This is a genomic window from Siminovitchia thermophila (assembly GCF_016909185.1).
GTDB lineage: Bacteria > Bacillota > Bacilli > Bacillales > Bacillaceae_C > Siminovitchia > Siminovitchia thermophila.
The window spans coordinates 92,665-114,472 of record NZ_JAFBFH010000013.1; the positions used below are offsets into that span (position 1 = coordinate 92,665).

Sequence of the window (21,808 nt, forward strand, 5' to 3'; positions counted from 1 at the left end):
TAGCGGTTCAAAGCGTGCGTGGGATATGAGCGAGGATGATTTTTCAACCGATCCCATCTTTTTTAACAACAACATGGATACAGTCGACCTGCTCGTTCAGTTTACCTCCTATCACGAAGGCCTTCATAGCGGGATCATTAAAACTTTGAAAAATATTTTATAAAGTGAAACTTCATTCAGTAGGGCTCCTACTGAATGTTAGTTGAACCAATCGGGCATGTAGGTGCCGTTTTCTCCCACTTGAACCTTTTGTATTCACTCAAGATTTTGAAGTGGTGTATTTGGCACCTTACATGCGGGATAAAGCCAAAAAGGATCCTGTCTTGAAGCATTCATTCAAAACAGGACCCTTTATGAATTTCTACATTAGATGGAGGGAACCAAAATGTTCATTAAGTTTCGATCCCCTCATTGAAGCATTTGAGCTGGATACTGTGACACGCAAGTGATTGCTTGAAAAGGCGAATGCATATCGGCAAATATTCCGCTGACAGTGGCTAGATCGCGCGCTTTAATTTGCGAATATATCCCATTCGTATGAACAGGAAATAAATGACTTGGATGACAAAAAAGCTGCCTAGCACAAGTGTTGATTCTTTTACAAGTGAAAAATCAAACATATTGTGTAATGCCGTCAGTGCCACAGCTCCGTGAATCACCGCCACTAGTATGGGAGCGAAGAACAAAAGGCCAAGTTGGATCGTAACGATTTTGGAAAGCTCTTTATGAGTCAGCCCCAGCTTCCCGATCGCTGCAAACTTGCGCTTTTCCTCATCCAAATCCGTGTAAAGGCGGAAGTATAGAAAGCTGCCTGCGGCGACAAAAAAGACCGCTCCTATAAACAAACCAATAAATAACGTCGCGCCAAACGCTTGATTGATAAAGCTCCACGTAGCGGCAAGCGAAAAGAATTGATAGGGCTCTTCAAATCCTTCGGGCTGAATGGCACTGTTGATCTTTTTGCCAATCTCGCTCGTTTCCTTCCAATCTTTTGTATAAAATGCATAAAAAGTTTTTTGATTTTCAATCTTTGTCAGCTTTTCAAACAAGCGATCATCAACGATGATATAATCTTGATAGTCTGGAAATATACCGGCCTCTTGCGAAGTCGTTTGTTCCAAACTCACTTCATTTTTCTTCAGAACAATCGTCTTATGGCTCTCCTTTTCTACATTTCGTTGACTGCCATTTAATTCACGTTTCGGATAAACGACCATCGCTTCGTTCCCGCTAAGGTTTGCCTTCTTAAGCTCGAATTCACCACTTTGAATAAGATTATTATAATCCGACTCCCTTACAATACTGAGGGACTGATCATATTCCTCACCTGTAGCGAGCAGTTCTTTCACCACGACTTTCGTTTCTTGAAAAGGAATTCCTTCCTGATCCAATTCATCGCGAATAAAAGAAACATGTTCTGTTTCACTTTTGTTCTCTTCCCCTGATACATATTCAAACGCGAAGGGACTTTCCTCCACTAACGAAGTCGTCACCATCGACCGAAAACCGACAAGCGATCCAATAGCGGTAAAAGCAACAGTTGAAACAATGGCAACAAAGAAAAACGTACGCGCATTATCCTTCATTCGGTAGGCAAGGTCTGAAAAAAGCACAAGGTTCGTTTTTTTCCAAAAGAAAGATTGCCTCTTCTTTAAAGCACGGATCACAAAGACACTGAGCTGCGTGAACAAAAAATACGTCCCTATGATGACGACCGTTGTCACCGGGATCATCGCCACCGCCACCCCCAAACCTTTCACAAGCAATGCGGCGACATATCCACCGATGAGCAACACGGCAGCTAAAAGAGAAAGTAGCAACGATCCTTTCGGTTCAGCCTTCGGGACAGAACTTCCTTTCATTAAATCAACCAACTTGCTCCCTTTTAAAATAACAACTGTCGCAAAAGAAATAATCACAAACAGGAAGAGAAATGAAACAAACGTTAAAGCGAGTGCTTTTACAGGAAAGTAGAAAAGTAATGGCTCTTCCAATTCCAATATATTTTCCGCCGCCAACAGCAACATTTTTGAAAAAATAATCCCGAGGCCGATCCCCAATATTGTTGCAAAAAAACCGATGATTACATTTTCGAGGAACACCATTCTGCGGAGCTGCATATTTGTCATCCCATGCATGACAAGCAAGCCAAATTCTTTTTTTCGTGTTTTTAAAAACGAACTCATAGAAAATAACACGAAAATAAAGGAAAAGACATAAATGATCGCTTCCGCAAAATGCAATCCAAGCGAGACGCTTGAATGAATCGTTTCTTTATTAAAAGCGGGGTGAAAGGCAAACATGGCATAAACGAAAAACACCATCACCGCAAACGTGCTGCTTAAAAAATAGCCGGCATACGTCCGTTTGTTTCGCATGACATTATTAAACGCGAACTGTCGAAAGGTCATGCGAATCCCCTCCTAATAGTGATAACACATCAATGATTTTCTGGAAAAAAGCCTGGCGATTGTCTCCGCGATGAATTTCATTATAAAGCTTGCCATCTTTAATAAAAATCACACGATGACAATAACTTGCGGCAATCGGATCATGAGTCACCATCATCATCGTTGTTTGATCTTTTTGATTAATCTCTTCCATTGTTTCCATGACATCTTTTGACGATTTTGAATCAAGGTTTCCCGTCGGTTCATCCGCAAGCAGCATATCCGGTGAATGAATGATCGCACGCGCAATCGCCGTCCGTTGGGCCTGTCCGCCCGAAATTTCATAAATGCGCTTTTTTAGCAGTTTACTGATCCCAAGTTTTTCAGCGACTTTTTGCAACTTTTCTTTCATGACTTTCACTTTTTCACCGTCAAGAGTGAGCGGAAGCACAATATTTTCTTCGACCGTTAATGTGTGAAGCAGATTAAAGTCTTGGAAAACAAACCCAAGCTGCCTACGGCGAAAAAGAGCCAATTGCTCATTTGTCAGTTGAAACGGATTGTTTCCATTGATCAACACTTCTCCTGTTGTCGGCTGATCGATCGTGGCAACCATATTCAGCAGCGTTGTTTTTCCGCTTCCCGAAGGCCCCATAATGCCGACAAACTCCCCTTTATTAATCGTGAAATGAATATTCTCAAGTGCTTTGTAAGGTACTTTTCCGTCATATATCTTACTGAGCTGCTTGACATGTAACATTTCCATGCAAAAAAACCCCTTTCTTAACTCAAGTGTTAAAACTGGCACTATCATAAGCTTAATCGTTAAGCGGGGCCTCCATCTATCGGTTCACCTTTCATTTTCCTTACAATGACGTAAGGTTGTTCAAAACGTAATGCGAACGGTTGTCCCAACCCCAACTTCTGACTCAATATCAATGTGATGGCCGAGGCGTTCACACACTTCTTTGGCCAGATATAAGCCCATACCTGTCGATTCCCGATATATCCGTCCATTTTCACCGGTATAAAAAGGGTGGAACACACGCTTAATATCTGTTTTCGGGATGCCGATTCCTTGATCGCGTATTTCAAGGCAAATCCCTTTATCGCAGTGAAAGCCGGCAACGATTACTTTTTTATTGCTTTCTCCTGAATATTTCACGGCGTTGGTAATGAGCTGGTTCAGGATAAAGGTCATCCACTTTTGATCTGACTCGACTATTAAATCATCAGTCATTTTCACCTCGGGATAAACATGGCTTTTAATAAAAAGCCGCTTATTTTCATGAACCGACTGTAAAGCCAGCTTTTTTAATGAAACACGCTCTACCTTGAAGTCATGTTCAAAGGTATCAAGCCGTGCCGCATATAATACCATTTCAAGTCCTTTTCCAATTTTGTAAGCCTCTTCGCGAATACTGGAAAATTGCGGATTATCTTCTTCCTGAACTAATAATTCGATGACGGAAAGCGGTGTTTTCATCTGATGAACCCATTGATTGATAAATGTCGCGTGTGTATTTCGCTGTTCCTCATAGCTGTTGAGCCGATTGATGTAATAAACATATTGAGATTTCAACAAATTGCCCAGGGCAACGGGAAGAGGAGCATCTCCGTATGTTTGATTGACTTCTTCCAAATAATGAAGACTGGAAGATAATCGTTCATAAAATGCCTTATGACTGATATAGCGATACAATAAATAACAGCCGAAAATAAACAGCCCGATAAACAACGCATAAATAGCAACGGATATATGCCGGTAACCATCAAGCCAAATAATGAACAAGACAGCCAAAAGCTGAACAATGACGACAAACATGAAAGGGATATGATCCCGAATAAACAGTTTCATTTACGCTTCTTCGCCTCCCCATGTGGGAACGATCCGGTATCCTTCCCCCCGTATCGTCTCGATCGCATTGTCAATCCCAAGCTCATTCAGTTTTTTTCGGACACGGGTTATATTCACATTCAATGTATTATCGTCCACAAAAGATTGATCATCCCACAGCTTTTCCAATAAGGTTTCACGACTGACGACTCGCGGACATCGCTTGAGGAGCATTTCAAGCAAAACCGCTTCTTTTTTCGTTACAGAGACTTCCAAACCGTTAAAATGGATTTCCATTCTTTCTATATAAAGGGAGAGTCCCTCCTTCTTTATAATTCGTTCTTCCATTTGCGGCGCATATTCCCCATACGCCCTTCGCAAGTTGCTGCGAATTTTTGCGGTAACAACATCATAATGGAACGGCTTTGTAATATAATCATCCGCACCATGTTCCAATGCCATTATTTGATCCATCTCACCCGAGCGTGCCGATATGAATAAAATGGGACATGTGGACACATTGCGAATTTGTCTGCACCAGTAAAAGCCGTCAAAGCTTGGTAAATTCACATCCAATAGAACAAGATCAGGTTCTTCTTTCATAAAATATTCCAAAATGGCGTCAAAATGGTCGATCAATACAACAGCATAACCATATTTTTCAAGATGGGTCCGCAAAAGATCTGCCAGTTTCGGATCGTCCTCGACAATCATAATTTTTGACATAGTCCCTCTTCCTTTGTTTTCTTTTTATTGTAAATCCAATAGCAGGCGAAATACAAAAAATGGCTCTGCATTTGGCTATACTTGACGGTGTCGTCACGCTTTGAAAACGATGAATGTAACAGCCGGATCATAATAAACCTTTTTTTGAAAAAACTAATAAAGTGAACTCGCTCAACATCTGCTTATATTCTCGTTGACAACAATTGAACAAAGTGAGATCGCAAGCGGGCTTTTGGCAAGCTCAAGCAGCGAGATCATCAAAAAAACTTACAATTGTTCTTAATGCGATGACGATGTGGAGGGAGCTGTCCTTGTCCTGTCGTTTCGCTCGCGCTCGTCATCCTGTAAATCAAAACGCCCGCCCTTGTGCGACATCATCGAAAAAACTTACGGCTTTTTCTTCGTGCGATGCGTTTTGCCGATCCAAGCCAAGCGGGCTTTTACTGGCAGTTGATCCTACACTTACCATTTTCATTTTATCTCGACTTTTTGGAGTGGCGCTTTACTGCCGGTTAAAGTTGATAACATATGGCATAAAGCACTTTTTAATAGATTTGCATCTGTTTTTCAAATATTCTTAAAAATTCTCATCCCTTGAATTGCCTCGCCATCATTGTTAAGGTAAAACATGTTGATAGCAGTCCGAAGCATCTCCATAAATGGAAGGAGAGAAAAAGTTTTGTGGAGTAAAGTCTCTAGTGTTTTTTGGGTATCAACAGCCATACTATTGGTTGCGGTTTTATTCGGGGTAATTGCCCCCAGTCAATTTGAAGCAGCTACTTTTTCTATAAAATCTATGATTACCTCTAGTTTTGGCTGGTATTATTTAATCTTGGTTACTGTCATTGTTGCGTTTTGTCTTTTCCTCATTTTTAGCCCCGTAGGTGCCATCAAGCTGGGAAAAGAAGGGGAAAAGCCCGAATACTCCAAACCAACATGGTTCGCCATGCTTTTTTCCGCAGGAATGGGTATCGGCCTCGTTTTTTGGGGAACTGCCGAACCTATATCCCACTACGCTGATGTCCCACCCATGTCTGATCCTGGAACAGACGCCGCCATTAAAGAATCAATGAGATTTACTTTCTTTCATTGGGGAATTCACGCATGGTCCATATATGCCCTGGTGGGCCTTTGCCTGGCCTATTTTAATTTCCGCAAAGGAACACCAGGCTTGATTAGCGCAACGCTCAGTCCCGTTTTAGGCAAATATGCCCGAGGTCGACTTCCCATGTTGATAGATATTATTGCGGTGACAGTCACCGTTGTGGGAGTGGCGACGACACTCGGTTTTGGCGCTGCGCAAATCAATGGTGGTCTTTCATATTTGCTGGGCATTCCAAACAACTTTCTCATACAACTGATCATTATTGTCATCGTCACGGCATTGTTTTTAATGTCTGCCTGGTCCGGTTTAAGTAAAGGAATTAAGTATTTGAGCAATACGAACATGGTACTGGCGGTCGTGTTATTAGTACTCATCTTTATCCTTGGCCCCAGCCTGTTTATTTTAAACATGTTTACGGATACCGTTGGAGCCTATATCCAAAACATTATTCAAATGAGCTTGCGAATTGCTCCACTTGAACCCGGCTCCCGCGAGTGGATAAACGACTGGACCATTTTCTATTGGGCATGGTGGATATCTTGGTCGCCGTTCGTCGGCATTTTTATTGCCCGTGTATCAAAGGGCCGGACAATTCGGGAGTTTATGATTGGTGTGTTAATCCTTCCGGTCATTGTCAGCTTTATTTGGTTCGCGGCCTTTGGTTCCACAGCAATTGATGTTCAACAGGCCGGCGCTATTGATTTAACAGAATACGCCACGGAGGAAGTTTTATTTGCTGTATTTAATCAAATGCCTTTTTCCGCCATTCTTTCAATAGTGGCTCTCATTTTGATCGGAACCTTTTTCATCACTTCGGCGGATTCGGCAACCTTCGTACTTGGAATGCAGACATCCTACGGTTCTTTAACACCGCCAAACAGTGTGAAGATCGTCTGGGGTATCATGCTGGCTGCCATGGCTGCCATTCTCCTTTACAGCGGCGGTCTGGATGCGTTGCAAAACGCGCTTATCATAGCGGCCTTGCCTTTTTCAATAATCATGATTTTAATGATGCTCTCGATTTACAAGGCTCTGCGCAAAGAGCGGGCCGAGTTAGGTTTGACCAGAAGAAAAAAAATGCAACAAATGTAATCAGCGCGACTCAAAAAAAGCTGATTTCCGCTTTAAGGGAAATCAGCTTTTTAAGTTATATATTTATTTTACGATTAAAACAGGTGCCTTCACTCTTTTGGCGACTTTATGGCTGACGCTGCCAAGCACCATTTCCTGGAGTGTATTGAGCCCGCGGCTACCGACAATCACCATATCACATGAGCTTTTATTGGCATATTCCACGATCGCCGGTCCTGGATCGCCATGGAGCATGGTGAGTGTATGGGAAATGTTGGCATTCTTGAAAACTTCTTCTACAGGAATCAATTTTTTCCTGCGTTCCGCTTCCAATTCTTCAATATTTTGGCTCTGAAGCACCTCACTTTTCGCTTTTGAAAAGTCTACTACGTAAATAATTTCTACTTCAATACCTTCGGACATTTGCGCAAGTAGTGCCGCTTTCTCTGCTGCACGGAGCGAATTATTGGATCCATCAGCAGCAACTATTAACCTTTTTAACATGTTGATCTCCTGCCTTTGTCTATTCATGGCCTTTACCAACCATGCGATTTGCCAGTTTTTTGGAGGCGGCCGGTATATCAAAACCAGCCAATGTGGATGATTGCCAATTTCGGGATTCTAGTATATCGTGATCATTCTATGTAAGCCATCCTCAGTTGATTTAGAAACATCACAAGAAAAACGATATACTATTCTATCATCCATTTGGAAAACTTTTACCAACGGTTAACATCATAACATACAGCGCTCTACATTTCATCACCCATGAAAAAAACCCCGCTTTATTTCAAACGGGGTTCGTTGTTTGTTCACATTTTATCAATCATGCAAAGGCTTGACCCGTTTCATATTGATCGTCTTCTAATACGAGAATGCCTTTTTTCTCAGGTGCATTTGGGAGACCGAGCTCACGTGCCGAGCAAATCATTCCGCTGGAAGCCACTCCCCTTAACTCCGCATCCTTGATAACCATGCCGCTTGGCATGACGGCACCCACTTTGGCCACGACAACCTTTTGGCCTGCTTCCACGTTGGGAGCCCCACAAACGATTTGCAGTTCTTCCGACCCGACATCGACGAGACAGACACTTAGTTTATCTGCATTCGGATGCTTTTCTTTCTGTTTAACGAACCCGACAACAAACTTTGGTGAAAGATCTGCTTCCAACTTCTCTTCCATTCCGTTTTCTGCCAGCGCCTTCTCGATGTTCTTCACCAATTGCTCGGTCAGTTCCACTTTTCCATTTGCATCAATATCTATGTATTTGGATGCGTGAAAAAGGTTGAACCCTCCTGTTACATTCGTTTCCCCGTCAAAGATCCGGACCGCATCCCTTTTTCGTTCAAATTGAAACTTTTCCCGGTCTACATCCTTCAACACGATCATTAACGTATCGCCAATTCCTTCACGGTTATAAAATACATTCATGTATTGTTCCCCTTTCCATTGTCTACTCTTCTATTTTTACCCATAATAAATATCGGCTCAAGTTTGCCTTTTTCATATATAAATGAGAGCGCCGTAATGGGTACAAGGCCATTTGTAAAAAAGCTCATCGTCATTTGCGCCAGTACATCGTAGCCGGTCTCATTCCGCAAGTCGGCGATGATGAGAACATCTTGATGAGGAACCGCCACAGCCATTTCCCCTTTTATATTTGTTGCCGTTTCTTCTAAAAACTTTTCGTTTAATATTCGGCTTGCGTCGTATCCGTCATTTGTATTCAGAAAGTAGAACTCGTTTCCGGCCACCTCGTCTTTTTTCATGGCCGTCGGAAGCGAGCGGACATTGAATCGTGCCATTTCCCGGATTTCGTGCGGATCGAGACCCTCTTTCTGTATAAACTCATCATCAATCAGGCGATATGTTTTTCCAAGGTCGAGCGCATAATACACTCTTGTCTCTGCCGTATGCTCATCGGTAAGAAACTTATTGCCGTCTTCGGATTCAACGGGAAATGAGGTGGAGCGAATCACGGGAAAAATATTTTTTTCACTTCCGGCAACAACTTGTTCCCGATCCATGACACCAAGCGCTTCTTCGGCGTAATAAACGACTTCATCAATCGCTTTTTCCTTGCGCTCATGCCATTTGGCAACGATTCCCGGCAAGGAAATATCAATCCCTTTGCCATTTTCCGCATTTTCAACACGCAATAATTCTTTTTTTCGATCATATGTAATCGTCCGGCCTTCTTTGCTTAGCCGCGCCTCAAGCTCTTCTTTTAGTTTTCGCTCATTCATTTTCAATGAAAGACCCTCCCTGGGTAAAATACGCTACCATCCATCATACATCAAAATGACACGGGCTAAAAGAATGAACGCTTTACTCTTTTTTCGTATTACACCACTCAACCATGAAATGCAACAAAGTCTTCGTAAACTTGCATAACTGTTCAATGTTTATTTTTTCATCCACGGAATGAGCTTCTTCCACTGTTCCCGGCCCGTAAATAGCTGAAGGGATTCCCGCTTCCTGGAACCAGCCTCCATCCGTAACTGTTTTGGACATCCCTGTTTTTGCAGCCGTTTGCCATACGTGTTGATGAGACTGCTGCAGCCTCTTAATCGCGGGATGACTTTCGTTCAGCTCCAGAGCCGGAAAAATTTCACCCTTTTCCTCAATCATGGATCGGCCACCCCAGCGGAACTGCGGAGGATTGTCTTTTAGCCAAGGGTCAGCCTCAGCGACACGGCGAATATGGCTTTCGATCTCAGCAGTAACAGACTCATATGTTTCATTCGGATAATAATGAACGGTCACCCACAAACGGCATTCATCTGCTATAAATGCGGGATGCCTTCCTCCTTCAATTACGGCTGGATTAATGGTGTTCGCCCCAGCCGGAAAGCCCGGATAGTGCTTGGTTATCGCCCAATGGCGTTCTAATTCCTGCAACCCGGCAATGATTTTCATCATTTTTTCTATGGCGCTCGCTCCATATACCCCACCGCCGGCATGAATCATATGTAGACGCATAGCATCGTGGAAAACCTCACGGCTTTTCACGGTGATCCAGCCAGTTATCACTCCTCCCTGCCCATGGATTTCACTATCGCTCACATCCATGACAAGGGCAAAATCACCTGAGTATCCCCGTTCAATACAAGAAAGTGTTCCGGCTTCTCCCACTTCTTCCCCAATTACCGACTGGAATTGCAAATCGCCTTTCAGCTCAATACCATGCTCATTCAACAATTTAAAAGCAAAAAGCGCTGCCGCCATTGCTCCTTTCATGTCCGCAACGCCCCGGCCATAAGCAAAACCGTTCTTGGTTATCATGTCAAAAACAGGGACAGTCCATTCACTTTGATCCCCTACTTCCGCTACATCAATATGGCCATTGATAATCAAACTGTTGTAACGCTCCCCCTCGGTTCCCTTTTTGATCCCAACCACATTCGGATCATTCTCGTAAACGTCCCAGCTATCTGTTTCGAAGTGTACCCGCTGTAAAAACGATTCAATATATTGTTGGACTTCCCTCGTATTCCTCGCAGGAGGACTAACCGTTGGATAACGAACTAAATCCTTTAAAATATCCAGCAATTCACTTTGCCTCTGATCAACACTTGCGCTCAAATCATTTTGTATACTTAGCATGATGATTCTTCCTTTCTATATATGGTGAAAATCCCTGGCGAGTGCGCCTTAGGCCGATGATTCCCCGTCACAACTGGCATGTCAACTACATAGAGCTACTTCCATCCCTGACACTTTATTACGTTCCAAACGTGAAAAAAGCCGCTCTTCACGCAGGAAGGCAGCGGCTTTTAAAACAATGACAAAGCAGCCTGCTTCCCTACGCCAGCATAAACCGGATCAGGTTCAAAGGGTTTACTTCTCAGCCGTCAAGGCTCCCCCAGCAGAAAATATTTCCAATATTCTTCTATCATCATCTATCTTATCATAATATTACTGATTGTACACAATACCGGAAGGCGCCGCGCATTGAAGCATGAACGATCACAAAGCGCTCGGCCATCGAAAGAGATTGCGATACATAAAAAAGTGAAGCACGCTTCCTTCCAACCGCAAGCTTTTGAAAAAAACTGTCCAGCGTTTAACAGCTCCGGCGAATTCTTGCCGACTTTCGCTGAAAGCTGAGCGAAAAAGCGCTCCTTCACACTTACTCAGACAGGCCGTTTATAAAGTCCTCGATTTCTTCCAGCGTTTTTCTGTCTTTGCTTACAAACCTTCCTGCTTCTTTCCCGTCATGGTATGCGACAAAACTTGGAATACCAAAGATATCCATTTCTTGGCATAGTTCAAGAAATTCATCCCGATCGACGTATACGAAATGATATTCCGGATAATCCGCTATTAACCGCGGCAATACAGGTTCAAGCACCTTACAGTCCGGACACCAGTCGGCGGAAAACATAAAGATGGCACGTTCTTCATTCTTCAATTGCTCAAATTGTTCTTTTGATTGCAGTTTTTCCATATTACTTCCCTCCAGCATTTATAAGCATCTGGCCAGGTTTAATCCAGCCGCGCTTTCTCATATATTCTGATATGATTAAGCTTATCACAGCCGGACCAATAACATGGAGTACAATGACTTGGATCAGAACACTTGTTGAAAATCCCATCGTTGTAAATGTCATGATCTGCCCGACAAAACCGCTCGTTCCCATACCGGCTCCAGCGGCATTGCTGGTCATTCTCCATACGGTCGCCCCAATTGGAGCCAATAGGATGCCGGCAACTGTCGGTGGAATTAATATAAGCGGATAGCGAATAATATTCGGAACCTGCAACATGGAAGTCCCAATCCCGATAGCAAGCAAACCTCCCACTTTATTTTCCCTGTAGCTTGCCACCGCAAATCCGACCATCTGTGCACTGCAGCCAATCGTGGCAACGCCGGCGGCAAGTCCATTCAAATCAAGCATCAAAGCGATAGCCGCACTGGAAATGGGAGCCGTGAGAGCAAGTCCCATCAATGTGGCGACCACTATCCCCATGACGATCGGACGCTGGTCTGTAGCCCACATGATCCAGCTTCCGAAGACCGTCATAAATGTCGAAATGGGCGCTCCCACGAACTTTGCCACGGCAAATCCGGTAAAAATAGTAACAAGTGGAGTAACAATAATATCAACTTTCGTCTCCTTGCTAACCATTTTTCCAATTTCCGTTGACATTAACGCGGCCACATAACTTCCTGCGGGACCGCCAAATTCAGCACCGGCCGCACCAGTTGCCACTGCCGCAAAAATGACTAAAGGTGGCGCGCCAAGCCCAAAGGCAATCGCCACTCCGATTGCCGGCCCCATTAATCCCATCGCCATTTCGCCCATTTCAACGAAAAATGGCCATCCGAGTTGTTCACCAACCGTTTTCATAATCAAACCGATTATCAAAGAAGAAAAAAGTCCGAGCGCCATATAACTTAACGCATCAATTACATAAGCTTTTGCAGTTAAATGGACACCTTTCCTGTCGAGAAATTGTTTCAACGCCAAATCCTCCTGTAAAAAAATAAATACAAGTCCACTTAACTAGTGTAAAGACAACTGTATTTTTTGTCTATCTTTTATTTCATATTTTTCCCCATAAACAAAGAAAACACCCCCACACAATGGGAGGTGCCAATAGAAAGATTATGATTCAACAATATTGATATACATCTCCTCTGCTGGAGGAGCTTTTTCCACATAATCCGTATCTTCCAGCCACTGGATGACTTCATTCCATAAATCTTCCGACTGACTTCCAAACGCTTCGTTTTCCTTTTCCATTTTTGGAAGCAAAATATTCAAGCTTTCCTGTTCTACTTCTTTGTTGAGAGGAAAGTTTTCATCGTCCTGATTGTTTAATAAAATTTCCAGCGCTTCTTCCGGGTTTTCTTTCATAAACTCATACCCTTTTGAAGCTGCCTTCCAAAAAGAACGGATTGAATCTTCTTTTTCTTTCCATGTATCATCATTTGTGACAAACACCAGCTCGTAGTAACTTGGAACACCATAATCTACTGGATTAAAATGCTCCGTTTCTACTCCTTGGTTGGCAAGCATAGGGACTTCATGATTGATAAAAGCACCGGTAACCGCATCCACCCGCTTTGTCGCAATCGCCGCATTCAGCTCAAAACCGACGTCCGTCATCTTCACCTTGCTCATATCTCCGCCATCAGACTCCACGATTGTTTGTACGAGCGGTTCATTATGCGGCGTTCCCGGCCAGCCGACTGTTCTTCCTTCCAAATCTTTCGGTCTCTTTATATCACTGTCTTTCAAATAAATAATATGATTGAGCGGACTTCTGACAATCGCAGCGACCGATTTTACCTGTACCCCATCAGCCCTTGCCGTTATCACATCAGATTGATAACCGATGCCAAGTTCAATATCTCCTGTAGCTGCCAGATTAATAGGGTCCGTTGGATTGGCAGGAAAACGGATGTTCACATCCAGTCCTTCCTCTTCAAAAAAACCTTTTTCCTTTGCAGCATATAAATAACTATGGACGGCGTTGGGATACCAGTCCAGCATAATGTCAAAAGATTGTAATTCTTTATCCGTTTCCTTCGTTTTATCTGGGCTGGAAGCAGTTTCCCCCTGTTCTCCCCCACATGCCGAAAGCAGCATTACAGCGAATAATGCGCAATAGAATACAATTCTCTTTCTCATTTTATATTTCTCCATTTCATCGTTATTTTTTCAAGCCAAGCGACAAGCAAAAACAACATAATGCCCGTCAGCGATAAAAGAACGATTGGCGCAAACACTCCGGCTCCATCAAATTGTGTCATCATTCTTCGACTAAAGTATCCAAGCCCCTTGTCAGCTCCCAGCCACTCCCCGATGGCCGCTCCGATGACGCTCAATGTAACGGCTACTTTTAATCCCGAATAGAAATGGGGTAATGCCGACGGAAGCTCCACCTTATAAAATATCTGTCGTTTTGTGGCCCCCATCGCTTGAAGTGTTTCTTTTAAGTGAATATCGGCCGACCGCAGCCCGTCAAACGTATTAACCGTAATCGGAAAAAAAGTGATGAGCACGGTCACAACGATTTTGCTCCAAAGGGAATAGCCAAACCAAAGGACGAATATCGGCGCAAGCGCAATAATGGGTATCGTTTGCGAAGCGATAAGCAAAGGGAAAAACGCCTTCCTTACAATATCACTCTTATGCATCCAGATGGATAAGCCGACACCAAACACCAGTGACAATAAGAGGCCAATCAGCATGATCAGACTTGTGGACGGCAAATGTCCAACAAAAAGAACGCTTCTGAGTTCCCACAGTCTGTCCACAATTTGTAAAGGTGATGGCAGGATAAAAGGCTTTCCATATAAGCGGGCGCCAATCTCCCATACAACTAAAAGCAATAATACGAGCAGGATCGATAAGCCGTATTTTTTTAAAAAAGTCATAACGTCACCAATTTTCTTAAATCAAGCAATAATTTTTCTTTTAATTCGGTGAAAGCAGGATCTTTTAAATCCTCGACCATCCTCGGCCTGTCAAGCGGAACCAGAATTTCTTCCAAATGACTTACCGGCTTTTCGCTGAATAATAGTACGCGGTCGGAAAGAAACAGCGCTTCCTCAACATCATGAGTAATAAACAAAATGGTTCTCCCCGATTCAGCCCATTGATCAAGCAGCCATTCATGCATGACCGTTTTTGTAACGGCATCAAGTGCGCTGAATGGCTCGTCAAGTAGTAATAAGTCAGACCCGCCCAACAAGGCACGCAGAAACGAAACACGCTGCCGCATCCCTCCGGACAATTCATCGGGATAGCGATGCTCAACATCCTTCAAACCAAATGCTTCCAGCTTTTTAATGACCTCGGGCCACACTTCTTTTTTGCTGAACCCTTTTAATATAAGTGGCAAGGCGGCATTATCAACGACTGAAAGCCATGGGAGCAGCCCATCCTTTTGAGACATATATCCGACGTGCCCTTGCCTGTCGGCAAGCTCCTTTCCATTCACCAAAATGCGTCCGCTGTTTTGCTTCTCAAGCCCTGATACAAGTCGGAACAGTGTACTTTTCCCCGCACCGCTTGGACCAACAACACTTACAAACTCGCCTTTTTTCACTGAAAAGCTGACATCTTGAAGTACAGCCTGGTGTACATTCGAGTCATAAGCAAAAGATACTTGTTGAAAAACAAGAGCTTCACCCATCTTAAAAACTCCTTTCTTGAAATGGTTGCTTATGAGCCCTCCTTTCTTTTTTTTCGAGAAATACAAGGCACCATGCATGAAAAAAGAGCCCTTCTTAAAAAGAAGTGGCTCTGACCCATCTAATAAAAGGCATGCGTAAACAAACATGAGAATATGAATACGCATCTTCTCCACTTCCCTGCGCTAGCATTACCTAGATCAGGTTAAAAGGGTTGAGGAAATCCTCTCTCAGCTTTTGGCACCCCTAGTGTTTCCCGTATGTAATTAACATTCCTGCCCCTATATATATATCCTATTTATTCAAAAAAAGCAAATAGAGTTTGCAAGAAAAAAGGCGTAGTTGATGGTATGATAAATGTAAATGCAAAGGAGGAGAGAATATCGTGAGATTAACCGTATATTTGGCTGGAGAAATCCACAGCACATGGCGCGAGGAAATCAAAGAAAAAGCACAAGCCCTCAAGCTGCCGATCGACTTTGTCGGGCCAATGGAAGATCATGACCGCTCAGACGCCATTGGTGAAGAAATTCTTGGAGAGCAGCCCAATGCCATCTACCGGGACGCGGCAGCTTCCAGCTTTAACAATCTAAGAACACAAGTCCTCATGCACAAATCAGACCTCGTTATTGCCCTGTTTGGAGAGAAGTACAAGCAGTGGAATACGGCCATGGACGCGAGCGCTGCCGTCGCATTGGGAAAACCGCTCATCTTAATCCGTCCGGAAAATCTCCACCATCCGTTAAAAGAGTTGTCCCGAAAAGCTAACGCAACAGTGGAAACAGTGAACCAAGCAATAAAAGCGCTCTCATATATTATTGAATAGGTCCCTATCACCTGAAATTTGTTGAATAGAACCGATAGCAAATAGACAATAGAAATGAGAATACAAACGGTTGTCCACATTGTACTTATCCTTAGGACATGGACATAATTAACGGAAAATATGAAACGCGCAGGGAGCAGTTACAAACTGTGTCCCGCGCGTTTCTCTACTTCTTGACGTAATGTTTCTTTTCTCTTTGCCCGATCAGCAGCTTTATAATATGTTTGAACATTTCAGCCCGTTCAATTCGCCCATTCGTGAAAATGCCGATTGCTCCTTCATTGGAACTGATCCCACTCCGTTTGCTATAATCGTCCATCACGGGCCCCAACTCTTCTCCCATGCGCAGGCGACCCGCAATTTCCTCCGGCAGCAAAATTCGGGCTCCTCCAGCAAGCAGCGGCTTTTTTCCTTTTTCAGCCAATGCTCCCCAATTGCACAAAAATAACCCAAAAGTAGCTTCCGTAACACCGCCTTCCAAGCCAATTGCCACATCAGCTTTACTATTTTCCAAACAAAATTCGGCACGATGGATGGCCCCGTGTATCGTTTCTTCATCGGAAAAAGGCATGGCACTTACATGCGATGGCGCATCGACCGGCACAATTTCGGCTTCTATTTCCAGTTCTTGAAAAGCTCTCTGTACAGCTTTTAATTTCGCCTTGTTTTGTGAGCCAACAGCAACAATCATAAAGCCACTCCTACTCTACTGATCTTTTCTAAATGCGATTATTGTTGTCGAATCGTCTTCACTGCCGACCAATCACTTGCTTTTACAAGACGAACGAGCAGTTCTTTCGCCGCCGCATAGTCATCAACATGAACGATCGACGCATGTGTGTGGATATAACGTGCGCAAATCCCGATCACCGCACTAGGCACCCCTTCGTTGGAAGTATGTACACGGCCCGCATCTGTTCCTCCCGGGGAGACAAAATATTGGTACGGAATGTCATGTGTTTCGGCCATGTCCAAAACAAACTCCCTCATCCCTTTAAGCATAACCATTGAGCGGTCAAAAATTCTAAGCAATGCCCCTTTTCCAATGTGGCCGAATTCTTTCTCATCTCCCGTCATGTCGTTGGCCGGACTCGCGTCAAGTGCAAAGAAGAGATCAGGCTTAATCATATTCGCGCTTGATGCCGCGCCACGAAGACCAACTTCTTCCTGAACCGTAGCACCGGAGTAGACAATATTTGGCAGTTTTTCATTTTGCAGTTCTTTTAACAGCTCGATGGCCAGCCCGCATCCGTAACGATTATCCCACGCCTTGGCCATCACTTTCTTCGAGTTGGCCAGCGGCATAAATGGACAGACTGGAATAACTTGTTGTCCCGGTTTAATCCCTATCTTTTCGGCATCCTCACGATCATCCGCCCCAATGTCAATGATCATATTTTTGATCTCCATTGGTTTTTTCCTTTGTTCCTCGGTAAGCAAGTGCGGCGGAATAGACCCGATAACTCCCATTACCGGCCCGTCGTCAGTGATGACCCGAACCCGCTGGGCAAGCATTGCCTGATTCCACCACCCACCCAGAGGCTGAAAACGGATCATCCCGTTTTTTGTAATTTGTGTCACCATAAAGCCAACTTCATCCATATGACCCGCGACCATTATGTTAGGACCCGATTTGTCGCCGGTTTTGATCCCAAAAATACTGCCCAGCCTGTCTTGTACTACCTCATCAGCATATTTCTCAAGCTGTTTGCGCATAAATTCCCTGACTTGGTGCTCATTTCCCGGTGCGCCCGGAAGCTCCGTCAGCGTTTGAAAAAGAGCGAGTGTATCTTTCTCCAATTCTTCAACCCCTTTTCGGATATTTATTTCATTTTACCATTAAATCGTTTTTGTCAGAAATAGGAATCCTGTGATTTATGGTCGAACTGCCTGTCTTCTTCCTGTATACTTAATGTATGGTGATATTTTGGAGGTGCAGAATATGAACTGGAAAACATTTGTACTTGGAGCTGGCGCCGGGGTCATTGCGGGCTATTTTGCAAGTGAAGCCGTAAGAAAAAATTGTCTTGTACCAGAAGGAAAAGTATTGGCAGATGTGAAAAACGCTTTTAAACAAACAGGTGAAGTGGACGGATCATGGATTAAGTTTAAACCAGAAGAGTTTGAAAAACACGGAATTAAAACAAAGGTGTACCGCGGCGGCGTTTCCCATAAGCAAAATGGGAATTCACAACAGTTTGAGTTCATCGCTGACGCGTACACTGGAAGTGTTATAGACGTATACCCGGTATCACATTAAGAACTACATATTCATAGTCGAAAAAAGGGATGGACAGCGAAAAAAATGTTTCGTTGATCCATCCTTTTATTTAAGCACACGCTTCCCGGGAAAATATGATGAGAGCTGGAAAGCAGGTGGCTGAAAAATGGGCGAAACGGGACTCACCCGTTAAAAATATTCCTCCCTCAATATATGGTCAGGTTTCCTCTTTGAAGTTGGACTGTCGACATTTATTGTGAGACTGTATTTCACCAGCTTTTTGCATTGACATCATTTTTACGATCATAATGATGCACCAATTGGGGCCTTCGCCGGCGATGCAATACATCTCATCATTATAAATGAGAGATGTTTGCCCCTTCATTTTTGGGAGGGGGAGTTATATCCACTTTGCCGGATTATAGGGTTTTTGGCATCCAACTTTACAACATTTTTCCAAGTCTGCCCTGAATGAATGTTCGGTAAACATACTTTCGTAATTTGGTTCAATATATGGAATTTACACCAAAAATACGGAAAACATCCACAAATAATTTTCGTTATTAATTAAAGCCGATTTTTCCTATGTCAAAAATTCTCGGCTTCTACAATTTTTTATTCCAGTTATGATGAAAAGTAATATTTTCTCTCCTATTCTTGGTGTGCTCTTTTCTAAAATAGAGAACTGTGACTGTTAACAATAGAAAAAGGGAAAGAAATCCAAATGTAATGACGACCTTTTCAAACCCTATCATATCGAGTAATAAACCTATGGACACCATTGATATTTGTAATAATGTTCTATCAATCATAGATTTAAACGAAAAAAAACGCCCATGGAACTCATTATCAATCGTTTCTTGGCTTAGAGTATTAAAAACAGGATTAAAGATCCCATAAGAAAAACCAAATAATACAAAAGCGATAATTGGAAATAACAAAATATTAGAAAATGAAAGTAAAAACTGAACGATTACGATAAAAAAACTAGTAACCAACAAACTATAAATACGGGTTTTATGATTAATTTTCTTACTTATAAAAGTGCTGGAAAGGATGAGAGAAATGCCTTCAACAGCGTATAATACACCTTTAATAGAAGGATTGTTTTGAATAGAACTAATTTCAACTATAAATAAATTAAAACCCGCAATAAAAATGGTAGGAATTATAGATAAAAGTAGCATCATTTTAATATCAAATCTTTTTGATATTACTGAAAATACTTCTTTGAATTCAACCTTTTTCTTTTTCTCCCTTATAAAGCCAGCATCTTCAATTTTTAATAAAAATGTGATCATGAAAACAAATAAGAAAGCTCCAAATGAAATAGCATAGAGTAAATATAATGAAGCAACAGTTAATAATAATCCACCCATAGTTGCTCCAAAAATTCTTGATAGAGTTACAATATTCAAATTCAATGAATTCGCTATAATCAGCTCTTTTTCTTCAGTGATTTCAACTATAATAGCTTGTAATGCGGGTTCAAAAAATGAAGCTGAACAGCTTACACCAATACTATAGGCCAACATCCACCAAACGGATTCCGTCATTAACGCAATAAACATAAATCCAACAGAAATCATTCTCAATATACCGACTGTTAATAAAATATGTTTTTTGGCTACACCATCTATTAATCTGCCAGCATAAGGACCAATTATTACGCTAAATACACTGCCTGCCACCAAAAATATAGATTGTAAAAGATGTGATTCCACATTTTTTTGTAAAAATTGTAGATTCCCAATCAGTCCAATCCATAATGCTAATTGAAATAGTAATTGACTCGTCAGTACTATTACTAAATTGCTGTTGTTAAGTATTGTTTTTTTAAATTTCATTACTTAACTCCTTCACAAACCTTAAATCCCGTCCCATTTCTAGAGATTCATTTGATCTATATCCAATTCCTGAAACTCCTAGTACAATTTCTTGATCAAAATTGATTTTTAGTTCTTCTTCGACATATTGATCATTTAAGTGACCTGAAAAAAAGCATCCCAGCCCCAACCAATTTGCTACTAGAAAACAGGTTTGACTTAAATGTCCCATGTCCATCATTAGCACTCTATATGTTCTAGGACTTTGATATTTCCACATAGATCGTTCAACACAAGCTGTATAAAAAAATAATACAGAAGCACGTTTAACATAATTCTGTCCCGCAACCATATCAACAACTTTATCAATCATATCATGTTTATGTATAACTTCGAGTTCGTGATTTTCTACTGAGTAATGATATAGCCCGTTTTCTAAACCATTAACATTTAATATGACTGGATAAACTTCAATTGGGTGTCTACATCCTCCTGAAGGGCTAGTCTTAAAAAGAAGGTTATCTATTCCAATCTCATATTTGCAACTCTGTGCTCCATAAGTTAGATATAACATGGTAGAAAGGTTATTTAAAGTAATAGGTTCCTCATTAAAAGAACGTACTGTTTGACGACCAAGTAACGTTTCTAAAAATCCCGCTTCTCTTTTGTAAGAAGGCAACGGCAATTTGATTTTTTCTGCTCCATCTATATTTTTATAGATACTAGGTGGATTCTCTTTTTTCCTTTTAACACTTAATCGTTTATATTGGTCATTTATATCAGTATATTGATCTTTATGTAAAAGCCGAGTATTATAATGAAAATATTTGCAAGAAAAACCCCAGTTTTCCCAAAACTCCAGTTCTTTTTCCTGTTTATGTTCTTCGGAATCTCTTTTAATTAAAATTTTTGACTCTTTTAACTGAAAAAGAGCATCTTTCAAAAATTCTTCGGAAAAATTGTTTGTATGATTTAATAAAGTAAAAATTTCATTTTCCTCTTTCCACTTAGAAAACAATTCAAGAATAGGATAGATTGAAAAATCTAGGCTTCTTTGCTGATGATGTATAAAATCATCACTAATAAAATGCCCGTTTTTCCAAAAAAAGGCCATATTACTGTTAACCTTTAGTAACATTTCCATCCTCCTAACTTAATTAACTGTAAAAAGGAACCAATGGCTGGCAGAATATTGATGCCAACCATTGGTATTTTGCTTAATTCTCAGGAGATGTTTCACCGTACTCTGCATTGATACGTTGATCGTACTCACTTTCAAATGGTTTGAAGATAGACAATGATACCACCTCCATTATAGATAATATGGATATTTTCTCATTTTCTGCATTTTTTGTAAAGTGATTTTTCTAAAAAAACAAAATAATAAATCTTTTGGACTGCTTTAATTCGGGTTAGTATGGTTAAAAACTACTACGTAAATACATTCACATCAACTTGTCTTGTCGCATGAATTTTTCTTGCCGTTTGGCAGACGATTAAATCCAAATAATCGTTTTTGGTATTCTTGACAATCTCATTTCTTGGTCGAAAGCAGAGGATAACTTATTAAATAATTGGGAGATGTCGCACAGGGAAGCCGGACTTTTTTTATCCGGCTGGCACTTGAAGAGCTCATCGTCTAGGAACGTCTTGAAA

General features: G+C 41.9%; 20 protein-coding genes and 2 riboswitches. Of the genes, 3 read left to right on the forward strand and 17 right to left on the reverse strand.

Annotated features, from left to right (window positions below):
• Nucleotides 1–497: 497 nt before the first annotated feature.
• The 4 genes from JOC94_RS10780 to JOC94_RS10795 form a co-directional block, all read right to left on the reverse strand.
• A complete protein-coding gene (locus tag JOC94_RS10780) occupies nt 498–2,411 on the reverse strand; it encodes an FtsX-like permease family protein (protein ID WP_205179309.1) in 1,914 nt (637 codons plus the stop codon).
• Nucleotides 2,386–3,150, reverse strand: a complete 765-nt coding sequence (locus tag JOC94_RS10785) for an ABC transporter ATP-binding protein (RefSeq protein WP_321189653.1) — start codon at nt 3,148–3,150, stop codon at nt 2,386–2,388. Before JOC94_RS10785 ends, JOC94_RS10780 begins: the two co-directional genes overlap by 26 nt.
• A 126-nt stretch (nt 3,151–3,276) precedes the next feature.
• The gene (locus tag JOC94_RS10790; protein ID WP_205179310.1) at nt 3,277–4,248 is read right to left on the reverse strand and encodes a sensor histidine kinase; all 972 of its coding nucleotides are present in this window, start codon (nt 4,246–4,248) and stop codon (nt 3,277–3,279) included.
• A complete protein-coding gene (locus JOC94_RS10795; protein ID WP_077109998.1) occupies nt 4,249–4,953 on the reverse strand; it encodes a response regulator transcription factor in 705 nt (234 codons plus the stop codon).
• A 679-nt stretch (nt 4,954–5,632) separates the two neighbouring features.
• On the opposite strand from JOC94_RS10795, the gene JOC94_RS10800 reads away from it, so the two are divergent.
• Nucleotides 5,633–7,150: a glycine betaine uptake BCCT transporter gene (locus JOC94_RS10800; protein WP_139345558.1), complete on the forward strand. Its 1,518-nt coding sequence runs from the start codon at nt 5,633–5,635 to the stop codon at nt 7,148–7,150.
• 63 nt (nt 7,151–7,213) lie between these two features.
• Here JOC94_RS10800 and JOC94_RS10805 read toward each other — a convergent pair whose 3' ends face one another.
• From JOC94_RS10805 to JOC94_RS10845, 9 genes are all read right to left on the reverse strand, one after another.
• Nucleotides 7,214–7,633: a universal stress protein gene (locus tag JOC94_RS10805; RefSeq protein ID WP_077109996.1), complete on the reverse strand. Its 420-nt coding sequence runs from the start codon at nt 7,631–7,633 to the stop codon at nt 7,214–7,216.
• Between the two features lie 322 nt (nt 7,634–7,955).
• Nucleotides 7,956–8,561, reverse strand: coding sequence for a YtpR family tRNA-binding protein (gene ytpR / locus JOC94_RS10810; RefSeq protein ID WP_077109995.1), 606 nt, complete (start codon nt 8,559–8,561; stop codon nt 7,956–7,958).
• On the reverse strand, nt 8,558–9,376 hold the full coding sequence (locus JOC94_RS10815; protein WP_077110009.1) for a DUF1444 domain-containing protein: 819 nt from the start codon (nt 9,374–9,376) through the stop codon (nt 8,558–8,560). Before JOC94_RS10815 ends, ytpR begins: the two co-directional genes overlap by 4 nt.
• An 82-nt stretch (nt 9,377–9,458) precedes the next feature.
• On the reverse strand, nt 9,459–10,736 hold the full coding sequence (locus JOC94_RS10820) for an acetylornithine deacetylase (RefSeq protein WP_077109994.1): 1,278 nt from the start codon (nt 10,734–10,736) through the stop codon (nt 9,459–9,461).
• Between the two features lie 179 nt (nt 10,737–10,915).
• Nucleotides 10,916–11,007: riboswitch (TPP riboswitch) on the reverse strand.
• A 255-nt stretch (nt 11,008–11,262) separates the two neighbouring features.
• Nucleotides 11,263–11,580 (reverse strand): thioredoxin family protein, encoded by a 318-nt coding sequence (locus JOC94_RS10825; RefSeq protein ID WP_077109993.1) that lies wholly within the window; start codon nt 11,578–11,580, stop codon nt 11,263–11,265.
• A gap of 1 nt (nt 11,581) precedes the next feature.
• Nucleotides 11,582–12,598: a PTS transporter subunit IIC gene (locus JOC94_RS10830; RefSeq protein WP_077109992.1), complete on the reverse strand. Its 1,017-nt coding sequence runs from the start codon at nt 12,596–12,598 to the stop codon at nt 11,582–11,584.
• Nucleotides 12,599–12,742: 144 nt separating this feature from the next.
• Nucleotides 12,743–13,771, reverse strand: coding sequence for an ABC transporter substrate-binding protein (locus JOC94_RS10835; protein WP_205179316.1), 1,029 nt, complete (start codon nt 13,769–13,771; stop codon nt 12,743–12,745).
• Nucleotides 13,768–14,520: an ABC transporter permease gene (locus tag JOC94_RS10840; RefSeq protein ID WP_205179319.1), complete on the reverse strand. Its 753-nt coding sequence runs from the start codon at nt 14,518–14,520 to the stop codon at nt 13,768–13,770. Before JOC94_RS10840 ends, JOC94_RS10835 begins: the two co-directional genes overlap by 4 nt.
• A complete protein-coding gene (locus tag JOC94_RS10845; protein WP_077110008.1) occupies nt 14,517–15,281 on the reverse strand; it encodes an ABC transporter ATP-binding protein in 765 nt (254 codons plus the stop codon). The genes JOC94_RS10840 and JOC94_RS10845 overlap by 4 nt, the downstream gene beginning before the upstream one ends.
• Before the next feature lie 158 nt (nt 15,282–15,439).
• A riboswitch (TPP riboswitch) is annotated at nt 15,440–15,537 on the reverse strand.
• A gap of 127 nt (nt 15,538–15,664) precedes the next feature.
• On the opposite strand from JOC94_RS10845, the gene JOC94_RS10850 reads away from it, so the two are divergent.
• On the forward strand, nt 15,665–16,105 hold the full coding sequence (locus JOC94_RS10850; protein WP_077109989.1) for a YtoQ family protein: 441 nt from the start codon (nt 15,665–15,667) through the stop codon (nt 16,103–16,105).
• 166 nt (nt 16,106–16,271) lie between these two features.
• Here JOC94_RS10850 and JOC94_RS10855 read toward each other — a convergent pair whose 3' ends face one another.
• Entirely contained in the window at nt 16,272–16,796 is a 525-nt protein-coding gene (locus tag JOC94_RS10855; RefSeq protein WP_077109988.1) for a DUF84 family protein, read from the reverse strand.
• 38 nt (nt 16,797–16,834) lie between these two features.
• On the reverse strand, nt 16,835–17,905 hold the full coding sequence (locus JOC94_RS10860) for a M42 family metallopeptidase (RefSeq protein ID WP_077109987.1): 1,071 nt from the start codon (nt 17,903–17,905) through the stop codon (nt 16,835–16,837).
• Nucleotides 17,906–18,047: 142 nt separating this feature from the next.
• Here JOC94_RS10860 and JOC94_RS10865 point away from each other — a divergent pair, with 142 nt between their 5' ends.
• Nucleotides 18,048–18,365, forward strand: coding sequence for a PepSY domain-containing protein (locus JOC94_RS10865; RefSeq protein WP_077109986.1), 318 nt, complete (start codon nt 18,048–18,050; stop codon nt 18,363–18,365).
• Between the two features lie 566 nt (nt 18,366–18,931).
• On the opposite strand, the gene JOC94_RS10870 is transcribed toward JOC94_RS10865, so the two are convergent.
• Nucleotides 18,932–20,173, reverse strand: a complete 1,242-nt coding sequence (locus JOC94_RS10870; RefSeq protein WP_077109985.1) for an MFS transporter — start codon at nt 20,171–20,173, stop codon at nt 18,932–18,934.
• A complete protein-coding gene (locus JOC94_RS10875) occupies nt 20,163–21,290 on the reverse strand; it encodes a SagB/ThcOx family dehydrogenase (RefSeq protein WP_077109984.1) in 1,128 nt (375 codons plus the stop codon). The genes JOC94_RS10870 and JOC94_RS10875 overlap by 11 nt, the downstream gene beginning before the upstream one ends.
• Nucleotides 21,291–21,808 lie beyond the last annotated feature (518 nt).